7 protein-coding genes and 1 pseudogene are annotated in these 8,471 nt (G+C 76.4%); 2 read left to right on the plus strand and 6 right to left on the minus strand.

Annotation, left to right across the window (positions count from 1 at the left end; all coding sequences use genetic code 11):
- Positions 1-162: hypothetical protein (locus ACQRUO_RS37040; RefSeq protein ID WP_428320579.1), on the minus strand; the 162-nt coding region annotated here is incomplete at its 3' end.
- Complete coding sequence (gene ureA / locus ACQRUO_RS37045) at positions 156-866, minus strand: urease subunit gamma (RefSeq protein WP_428320574.1); 711 nt, start codon at positions 864-866, stop codon at positions 156-158. The genes ureA and ACQRUO_RS37040, both read right to left, overlap by 7 nt.
- 588 nt (positions 867-1,454) lie before the next feature.
- Here ureA and ACQRUO_RS37050 point away from each other — a divergent pair.
- Entirely contained in the window at positions 1,455-1,916 is a 462-nt protein-coding gene (locus tag ACQRUO_RS37050) for an ATP-binding protein (protein ID WP_428320575.1), read from the plus strand.
- Positions 1,917-2,079: 163 nt separating this feature from the next.
- Positions 2,080-4,311: a SpoIIE family protein phosphatase gene (locus tag ACQRUO_RS37055; RefSeq protein ID WP_428320576.1), complete on the plus strand. Its 2,232-nt coding sequence runs from the start codon at positions 2,080-2,082 to the stop codon at positions 4,309-4,311.
- Positions 4,312-4,413: 102 nt separating this feature from the next.
- Here ACQRUO_RS37055 and ACQRUO_RS37060 read toward each other — a convergent pair whose 3' ends face one another.
- The 4 genes and pseudogenes from ACQRUO_RS37060 to ACQRUO_RS37075 all read right to left on the minus strand — a co-directional run.
- Positions 4,414-5,433 carry a DUF2637 domain-containing protein gene (locus tag ACQRUO_RS37060; RefSeq protein WP_428320577.1) on the minus strand — a complete coding sequence of 340 codons (1,020 nt, stop codon included), beginning with the start codon at positions 5,431-5,433 and terminating at the stop codon, positions 4,414-4,416.
- A gap of 231 nt (positions 5,434-5,664) precedes the next feature.
- The gene (locus ACQRUO_RS37065) at positions 5,665-6,510 is read right to left on the minus strand and encodes a (2Fe-2S)-binding protein (RefSeq protein ID WP_428320578.1); all 846 of its coding nucleotides are present in this window, start codon (positions 6,508-6,510) and stop codon (positions 5,665-5,667) included.
- 164 nt (positions 6,511-6,674) lie between these two features.
- On the minus strand, positions 6,675-7,496 hold the full coding sequence (locus ACQRUO_RS37070) for a hypothetical protein (RefSeq protein WP_428320580.1): 822 nt from the start codon (positions 7,494-7,496) through the stop codon (positions 6,675-6,677).
- Positions 7,497-7,972: 476 nt separating this feature from the next.
- Positions 7,973-8,471: pseudogene (locus ACQRUO_RS37075) on the minus strand (hypothetical protein); the annotation flags it as partial.

The raw sequence follows: 8,471 nt of genomic DNA on the forward strand, positions 1-8,471 counted from the left end.
GTCGCGGGCGGTCTTGCCGAACCCGGCCAGGAACTCGTCGCCGGGTGCCTGGGAGTCCTGCTCGACCCGGACGATCAGGCCGGAGTCCCCCAGCCGGACGCGGTCACCGGCCCGCGGGCCGTGGACGGAGATGTAGTCGTGCGGGGAGATCGAGGTCACGATTCCACCTCCGAGTCGTCGAGGTTGATCAGGTAACCGGTGGCGCGGGCCTTCTCCAGGGCGGCCTCGCGGGCGCCGGGGGCGTCCAGCGGGCCGTCGACCAGCCCGGCGAAGCCGATCGCGACCCGCTCGCCGCGGATCGGGGCCAGGCCGACCTCGACCACCGCGCCCGGGTCGAAGCGGACCGAGGAGCCGGCCGGCACGGCCAGCCGGGTGCCGTAGGCGGCGGCCCGGTCGAAGGCCAGGCGCGGGTTCACCTCGAAGAAGTGGTAGTGCGAGGTGACCGAGATCGGCACCGCGGAGGTGTTGTGGACCGTGAGCACCACGGTCTCCTCGATCGGGTCGTAGCCGGTGCCGGCCCCGGGCAGGGCGGCGCCGGGGGCGTCCTCGCCGAGCGAACCGGCGCCCTGGAAGGGGTCGTTGACGACGGCGAGCCGGGTGCCGTCCTCGAACACCGCCTCGACCTGGATGACCGTGACCACGTCGGGCACCCCGGGCAGCACGTCGGCGGCGCTCAGCACGCTGCGCCCGGCCTCGATCGCCTCGGCCAGCCGCCTGCCGTCGCGGGCCGCCTCGCAGACGGTGTCCGCGATCAGCGCGGTGGCCTCGGGGACGTTGAGCCGGCAGCCGCGGGCGCGCCGGGCGCGGGCCAGTTCAGCGGCTGTGAAGATCAGCAGCCGGTCCCGTTCGGTGGGGGTCAGTCGCACGGTGCCTCGCTCGCGGGTAGCCGGGGTGGAGGAGAGGGGCTGGCCGGGGGCGCTGGGTTCGCCCCGGGTTAGAACGTCGTTCAAATTCTCTGCTGGCCATTGAACCCGCATCGGGTCGCCGTGTCCAGCCTTGCCCGGGATGCGGTGTTCTGCGAGGTGACCTGCGGGGCTGTCGCTCGTTTGCCGGGGAAGCCAGGGGTGGCGAGGAGACTGACCCGGGGGCGGCGCGGGGAGCGGCGAGGGGAGTGGCGAGGGGCTGAGGCCGAAGCGTGGGAGGGCGGCGCCGGGGTCGACGGGGGGTCGACGCCGGCTCGCGGCGCCGTGGAGTGCGCCGGGTGCCGTCCGGCGCCCGCCGGGGCGCAGTCCGCGCGGACCACGCGTGCCGGCTGCCTCGCACCCCTTCTCGTGGCCCGCGCCTGCGCCGCGGTTCGGGGGCGCTGGGCAGGCCCGCCGGAGGGCGGATGTTGACAGGGTGTCAGCAGACTGCGCGCCGTGAGCCCCCCGTGCACCTCAGTCGACGTTTCGTGCACCGTTGCGACCGGCGGTGCGCGGGACTCACGATGGACCGGAGCACGGCTGGGGGATCTGATGGAGAGTCAGCAGAGTTTCGGAATCCGGGCGGACAACGGCACCGGCGGTGGGGCGGAGGCGGCCGAGCGCACCCTCGACCGCCGGCTGCACGCCGCCTTCGCCCCGGGGCAACTGGCCGCGATCGCCCCGCTGCGCGCGGAGTTGCGCGCCGCGCTGGGCCGCTGGGGCGTGCCCGAGCTCGCCGACACCGCCGAGCTGCTCACCACGGAGCTGGTCGCCAACGCGCTGCAGCACACCACCGCCGGTGCCGTGCTGGACGCGGTGCTGGGTGGCGACCGGCGGCTGCGGGTGGAGGTGCGCGACGGCACGCCCGAGCTGCCCAGTCCGCGCCGCGCCGCCGAGACCGCGACCAGCGGGCGGGGACTGATGCTGGTCGAGGCGCTGGCCGACGCCTGGGGTGTGCGGGTCCGCGCAGAGGGCAAGATCACCTGGTTCGAACTCGCAGCGCCCGGGCGCTGAGCGGGCGGCGCCGGGCGCCCTTCGGCTGTTATTGCCGCGTGGTCGAACATTCGACAGGATAGTGAGAATGTGTGTCCGGACCCAGGGGTCCCAGACCGGCGACGGGGTCCCGTCGACCCACCCGTGCACACCCGTCCACCGACCCGGCAGTGGCAGGAGAACCATGGCGACTGAGCCCGAGCCGCAGCGGCCCGCCCGCCTCCCGCTCGGCCCGCAGGCCCAGGGCGGCCGCCACGCCGTCCCGGCTACGGGTCGGTTCGCCGTCCCCACCGTGCTGCCCGCCGTCCACGGCCGGCCCGCGCAGGGCCCGGCCGTCCAGGGCCCGGCCGCGAGCCGGACCGGCGACTCCACGCCGGACTGGCTGGAGCCGGCCATGGCGGCCAACGGCATCGGGTCCTTCGACTGGGACATCCGGCGCGACGTGATCGAGGCCGACCAGCGGGCCTGCGGCTTCATGGGGCTGAGCGACCGCAGCGCGGAGCTCGGCGCCGAGGACTTCCTCGCCCTGCTGCACCCCGAGGACGCGCCGGTGGTGCGCCGGCGCGTCGAGCGCGCGGTGGCCGAGCTGGGCCAGTGCGGCGCCTACTACCGCACCGTCTTCCCCGGCGGCGAGCTGCACGCCGTCCGGTTCCGCGGCCGGGTGCTGGCCGACGCCTTCGGCCGCCCTTCGCGGATGGTCGGCTTCGTCTGGGACGCCACCGCCGAGCTGCACAAGCGGGAGGATGCGGGTCGGCAGGCCGCGCTGCGCGAGGAGCGGTCGCGGTTCATCAAGGAGGCGGCCCGGGCCCTCTCCGAGGCGGTCACGGTGCGTGACGTGGCCCGGGTCTTCAGCGAGCTGCCGCTGCCCGGGCTGCCGCCGGACGGCCTGGTGCTCGCCTCGATGGAGGCCGGCCGGCTGCAGATCCTGGCCGCCATGGGCTACAGCGCGGCCGACACCGCTCCCTACGACCGCACCCCGCTGGAGCCGACCCACCCCGCCGCCGAGGCGATCCGGACCCGGCTGCCGATCTTCCTGGCCAGTCGTGACGAGTACCGCGACCGCTTCCCGGAGGCCTGGCCACGGGTCCACGGGATCGGCCGCAGCGCCTGGGCCTTCCTGCCGCTGGTGGCCAGCGGCCGGGCGATCGGGCTCTGCGTGTTCAGCTTCGACGAGTCCCGCGAGCTGGACGCCGACGAGCGCACCCTGCTCTCCACCCTGGGCGGCCTGGTCGCCCAGTCGCTGGCCCGGGCCCGGCTGCACGACGCCGAGCACGAGCTGGCGGCCGGGCTGCAGCGGGTGATGCTGCCGCGCACCGTGCCGGCGGTGTCCGGGGTGACCACCGCCGTGCGCTACCTGCCAGCCGGCTCCGGGCTGCAGATCGGCGGCGACTGGTACGACGTGGTGCCGCTGCCCGGTGGGCACGTCGGGCTGGTGATCGGCGACGTGCAGGGGCACGACGTGCACGCGGCCGGGATCATGGGCCAGCTGCGGATCGCGCTGCGCGCCTACGCGGCCGAGGGGCACCCGCCGGCCGCCGTGATGGCCCGGGCCTCCCGCTTCCTGGCCGACCTGGACACCGACCACTTCGCCACCTGCACCTACGCCGAGGTGAACGTCGACTACGGCGTGGTCTACGCGGTGCGCGCCGGCCACCTGGACCCGGTGGTGCGCCGGGCGGACGGCAGCAGCACGGTGCAGAGCGTGGTCGGCGGCCTGCCGCTGGGCATCGCGCCCGACCAGCACTACCAGGTGACCCGGTTCAGCCTGGACCCCGGCGAGACCGTGGTGCTCTGCACCGACGGCCTGGTGGAGTCCCGCGGCCTGGACCTGGACGCCGGGATGGACCGGCTCTGCGAGTCGGTGGCCGGCGAGCTGCCGGCGGCCGGCCCCGACGGCACCGACCCGCTGGAGACGCTGGCCGACCGGATCGCCTCCCGGGCCGCCGACTCCTCGGAGCGCGAGGACGACATCGCGCTGCTGCTGCTCCGCTGGGACGGCCCCGAGGGCGGCCTGGCCGCACAGCAGCTGCGCCGCCGGATCGGCCAGGCCGATCTGGCCCGGGTGGCCGAGCTGCGCGGCGAGCTGCGCGACGCGCTGCGCCGCTGGGGCGTGCCGGAGCTGATCGACACTGCCGAGCTGCTCTCCTCGGAGCTGGTGACCAACGCGATCCGGCACACCGACCGGGACGCGATGTTCACCGCCCGGCTCTACCGCGAGGACCGCCGCGAGCCGCGGCTGCGGATCGAGGTCGAGGACGAGTCCGACCTGTGGCCGCGCCGGCGCACCCCCGGGGAGCAGGCCTCCTCCGGGCGCGGCCTGATGCTGGTCGAGGCGCTCGCCGACGCCTGGGGCGTGGAGCCGCGTGGGTCGGGCAAGCGGATGTGGTTCGAGCTGTCGGCTGGGGAGGCGGGCTGACGGCGCCCGTCGGACGCCGCCCACCCCGCCTCCGCCGCCTGCCCCGCCGACCGGGCCGAACCGCCTGCTCAGTCGGACCGTCGGCTCAGCAGGACCCCCGGCTCAGCCGAACTGGCGCTCCAGGTCCTTGAGCTTCTGCTCCAGCGAGTCGAGCCGCGGCAGCGTCACCGTGTCGTCGTCGCTGGTCAGGTCGATGGTGCGGTGGGCCGGGCGGATCGGCAGCCCGGGCGCAGCCGCCGGCTCGGGGGAGCCGGGGCCGGCTATCGCGGGCTCCGGACTGGTGCCCGGCTCCAGTTGGCGGGCCCCCGGCCCGCCGGGCCCGGTCGCCCTGGCCCGGCCCCAGCCGCCGTGGGCCCGGTTGATCGCCCGGATCTCGGCCCGCTCGCGCCGGCTGGCCAGCCGCTGGCGCTCCCGGTTGACCACCGCCTCGCGCTTGGCGTCGCGGACCTCCTCGACCGCCTCGTCCAGGCTGCGCACGCCTTCGAGGAGCATCAGCGACCAGGCCGCGTAGGTCTCCAGCGGGGCGCGCAGCCAGCGCACGATCCGGATCTGCGGCAGCGGGCGCGGCACCAGACCCTGTTCGCGCAGGGCGGCCCGGCGGGTCTGTTTCAGCGCCCGGTCGAAGAGCACCGCGGCCGACAGCGACATCCCGGCGAAGAACTGCGGGGCACCGGCGTGGCCGCCGCCGCGCGGGGCGTGCACCCAGTTGAACCAGGCCGAGGCCCCGGCGAACAGCCAGACCAGCAGGCGCGAGCCGAGCGCGGCATCCCCGTGGCTGGCCTCGCGCACCGCCAGCACCGAGCAGAACATCGCGGCGCCGTCGAGGCCGAACGGGACCAGGTACTCCCAGCCGCCGGACAGGCCGAGGTTCTGGATGCCGAAGCCGACCAGGCCGTGGAAGGAGAGCGCGGCGGCGACCGCGGCGCAGCAGAAGAGCAGCAGGTAGGAGGCGGCTCCGTAGAGCGACTCCGTGCGCCGCCGCCGCTCCTCGGAGCGCTCCCAGGAGTCGGTGCCGCGGGCGGCGGCCGCCCCCCTGCTGCGCAGGAAGGCCACCAGCAGGGCGCCCAGCAGCAGGACGGCGACGGCAACGGCCCAGCCCAGTGGTATGACCGACAGTTTCATGGTGCTGAACCAGCCTTGTTCTCTCGTACGACGGGTGGCGCAAAGGTCACCCGGGGGAGGTCCATCATGGCCGATGGTCCTCCGCCGCACGGGTGGTTTGTGGGTAATTCCCCCGGAGAGGGCGAAGGCTGACGTTTCGTCAGAACTATCGTACGACGAACGGCTGGTGAGGCCGGTTTCGCTCGGTGGGTCGTTCGATCGAGGGTGGTCGAACGGTGGCCCGCGGTCCGGTCAGTCGACGGTGCGCGGACAGCCCGCGCAGAGCTCCGCGGGCTGCAGCGTGTAGAAGAGGCAGCAGCTCGCGCGGGTGCGCGCCGGGGTCGGCGCGGCGCCCGTACCGCTCGGCCGGCGCAGCCGGAAGCCCGCGGCGCCGAAGGGGGCGGCTCCGCCGTCCTCGGGCAGCAGTTCGGTCAGGGCCGCCACCGCGCGGGCCTCCTCGCCGAGCAGCACGGCGGCGTACCAGAGGCCCTCGACCACCTCGTCGGTGGCCAGGCCCCACAGGGTGCGCGGGCCGCGCCGCAGGTCGGGGCGGAAGGCGGCCTGCACCGGCTCCAGGTGGGCGGCCAGGGTGGAGCGCAGCACCGCGCGCAGGGCCGCGTGGTCCGGTACCGGGTGGGCGCCGGGCCGGTCGGCGGCGGGGTCCTCGGGCAGGCAGGCGAAGCGGGCCGGTCCCGGGGTGGGCAGCAGCGCGAGTTCGGCCGGCCCGCCGCCACCGGGGCCGCGGCGGCTGGCCAGCTGCCCGGGAGCCGGCAGCGGGACGCGGCCCTGCAGGAACCAGGGCAGCGTGAAGAGCAGGCCGAGCGGCCAGCTGTAGCGGTGCAGCCAGAAGCCGGCGGCCACGTCCGGGCGGGGTGCGGCGCCGTAGCGCACCCGGCAGTGCCGGGCTTCGGTGGCGATCAGCCGGGCGCGCAGCGCGGGGTCGGCGAGCAGCCGGCGGGTGGGCACCCAGCCGTCGTGCGGCCGGGCGGCGGCCGGCTGGTGGATCCGCAGGTCGGGGAAGACCTGGGCGAAGGCGCGGTAGGCGGCGGTGCAGGGCGTGGCCGCGGGCGGCGGGCACGGGTCGGTGCGGGCGGGCACGGTGCGGCCCCATCAGGCTCGGGTGGGCGCCGGGTGACGCGTGCGGGGGTGCGCGCGTCACCCGGTCAGGTTAGCCTCACCTTAGCTGACAGGCGGTCAAGGTCGCCGCCCGGCAGGTCCGTCCGGGGGACGCTGGTCGGGGGCTTGGGGACAGGGGGCCCGCGCTAGGCGACCCCGCCCAGGGTGTCCGCCTCGCCGGTCGCCCCGCGGCTGCGTGGCACGCCCGGGCGCGCGTGCGGGGGTGCGCCGCGCGGTGCGCCCGGCGGGCCGCCCGGCGCCTGCGCCGCGCCCTCCTCGCCCAGTCGCCCCACCAGCCAGACCGGCACCCCGCCCAGCGACTGGACCAGCCGCCCGGCCTCGGCCCGCAGCCGCTGCGCCTCCGCCGGCTCGGCGACCTCGGCCAGCGCCGCCAGGGCCGGCGCCACGCCCACCATGAAGCCCAGCTCCTCGCGCAGCCGCAGCGAGGCGGTGAAGCCCTCGCGGGCCCGCACCCGGTCGCCGCCGGCCAGCGCGAGCGCCGCCAGGTGCCGCCAGGTGGAGGACGCCAGCAGGGTGTCGCCCAGCGCCAACGCCCCTTCGTGGGCCCGGCGGTAGGCGATCCAGGCGGCGGTCCGGTCGCGCAGCAGGTTCTCCGCGACCAGGCCGCGCCGGAAGTCCAGCAGCGGCCGCTCCGGGGCGTCGGGCGGCAGCAGGGCGGAGGTCCGGCCGAGCGCGGCCTGCGCCTCGTCCAGCCGGTCGCGCGGCCCGAGCACGCTGCCCAGGTAGGCGAGGAAGCCGCGGGCACAGGCCGCCGCCGCGCGCTGGTCGGTACTGGTCGCCCCGGCCTCGGCGAGCCGCAGTGCGGCCTCCGCCGAGTCCCAGTGGTCGGCGGTGAACAGGCATTCCTCGATCAGCAGTTCGGCGCGGAGCAGGGCGGTGCGGGCGTCCCGCTCGGCGTCCCGGGCGAGCAGCTCGGCCGCCTCCTGCCAGCAGGCCCGCGAGCGCAGCCGCCAGACGGCGGCGCCGGTGCTCCGGTCGAGGTGGTCGCCGGTGCCCGGGGGCTGCCCGGCGGCGGGCGCCGCGGCTGTCGGGCCCGCGTCGGGGAGGTGCTCGGGAGCTTGGTTCGGCGGGTGGGTCTGGGTGGTCCGGTGGCCGCGTTGGCGACCGGTCCGGTGTCGGTCGGCATCCGCCGGCCGGTCGCGCCCCCCGCCCAGCGGGGTCGTTCCGTGCTCCGACAACGCCACCTCCTTGTGTGCGGTGCCCCACGGCCATGCGGTGCCCCACCGGCCACGGCCGTGGGCAGGGCAATTCAACACTCGGGGGAGCTTGTGCACCAGATCACGAGCGCGACGGATTTCCGCCGCGGACCGCTGCTCCGGGACAGGTGGTGACGGTGGTTCAGGAGTGGTCGGCGGGTCGGCGCGTCAGCCAACCGGGCCGGGTCGCGGGCCAGTTGGGGTGGCGGTGCCGGCCGGGCGGATGGTCAGGAGGTCCAGCCGGTCTCCAGCAGGGCTTCGGCGGCGCCGTTCACCGGCTGCGGCACGCCGCCCTCGTCCAGGGTGAAGAGCGCCACCAGCAACTGCTCGCCGCGCACCGTGGCCTGGTGCGAGTACCCGGCGGTGGTGAACATCGCGGCGGCCATCTCCTCGGCGTGCAGGGTCTGCAGCCACAGGCACTCCACCGCCCGCATGTCGGCCTGCTCCGGCCAGCTGTCCACCTGCGCCACCAGGCGGTCGCCGAGCAGGCTCACCGCCTCCCGCTCCTGGCCCTCGACCAGTTCCAACTCGCCGAAGCCGAGCCACTCCAGGTACCGGGCCGCGGTGAGCACGGCGTCCCGCGAGCCGCGGATCGGCTGCGGGCGGAACGGCGGACGCCGCTGCCAGGCGCCGCCGGTCCCGCCGGTCCCGCCGGTCGGCGACAGCGGCGGCAGGCTGGGCGGCACCGGGGTGCCGGCGCCGGGCCGGGTGCCGCCGGTCGCGCGC

It is taken from the genome of Kitasatospora sp. LaBMicrA B282 (genome assembly GCF_050325825.1).
Taxonomy (GTDB): Bacteria; Actinomycetota; Actinomycetes; order Streptomycetales; family Streptomycetaceae; genus Kitasatospora.